The organism is Photorhabdus sp. RM96S, from assembly GCF_042879335.1.
GTDB classification, from domain to species: domain Bacteria; phylum Pseudomonadota; class Gammaproteobacteria; order Enterobacterales; family Enterobacteriaceae; genus Photorhabdus; species Photorhabdus kayaii.
The window spans coordinates 1-376 of sequence record NZ_JBHFKT010000205.1; the positions used below are offsets into that span (position 1 = coordinate 1).

At 62.2% G+C, this 376-nt stretch carries 1 pseudogene; it reads right to left on the reverse strand.

The annotated features are described in order from the left end of the window. Positions 1-372: pseudogene (locus ACGF49_RS24990) on the reverse strand (filamentous hemagglutinin); the annotation flags it as partial. Between the last annotated feature and the right edge of the window lie 4 nt (positions 373-376).

Below are 376 nucleotides of genomic sequence, written 5' to 3' on the forward strand. Positions count from 1 at the left end.
TAACCACGGATTACCGGCCACCATGCCGCCCAGTTGCGTCTGCGTAGCCTGATGGCTGTTATTGAGGATAACCCCCTGTTTATCCACATCAAACTGACGGTAGGTATTGTGAGAAACACCGTCGGCGCCGGGGGTCTGAATATTGACCTGCGGCGTGCCGTTGGCGCTGCGAATGATGGTCGGCTGCTGACGCCCCGGTGCCTGTCCGTCGGCCACAATCGCCGCCTGCGCGGTGAGAGAAATTCCGCCAAGGGCTAACAACAATCCAAACCGTAGCGCGGTGAGTCGGCAACGACGCTGCGGTGAAGACGGGCGATGAGCGCGGCGTCCGGTTCGTCCCCGTCCGGCCCGCGCTATCTCGGCCACCACCATCCAC